Origin of the sequence: Aliamphritea spongicola (assembly GCF_017051665.1) — a bacterium.
GTDB lineage: Bacteria > Pseudomonadota > Gammaproteobacteria > Pseudomonadales > Balneatricaceae > Amphritea > Amphritea spongicola.
In genome coordinates, this window is the sequence record NZ_JAFIDL010000063.1 from 1 (window position 1) to 320 (window position 320).

A 320-nucleotide genomic window follows, 5' to 3' on the forward strand; every position below is an offset into this window, starting at 1 on the left:
TAAGCGCGAAACTTGCCTCAAGATGAGTCTTCCCTGGGCCTTTAAGGTCCCTGAAGGAACGTTTAAGACTAAGACGTTGATAGGCTGGGTGTGTAAGTGCAGCGATGCATTGAGCTAACCAGTACTAATGATCCGTGAGGCTTAACCTTACAACACCGAAGGTGTTTTTAGAGAGATTTTCAGCGACGTTCCAAGATTGGTTCTGATGGCTTCATGGAAGTGAAGCGGTTGGAATGAAACAGAATTTGCCTGGCGGCAATAGCGCGGTGGTCCCACCTGACCCCATGCCGAACTCAGAAGTGAAACGCCGTAGCGCCGAT

2 rRNA genes are annotated in these 320 nt (G+C 49.7%); both read left to right on the forward strand.

From position 1 onward, the window contains the following. Positions 1 to 149, forward strand: a 23S ribosomal RNA gene (locus JYB63_RS22745); the annotation flags it as partial. 99 nt (positions 150 to 248) lie between these two features. Further along, positions 249 to 320 (forward strand): 5S ribosomal RNA (rrf, locus tag JYB63_RS22750); the annotation flags it as partial.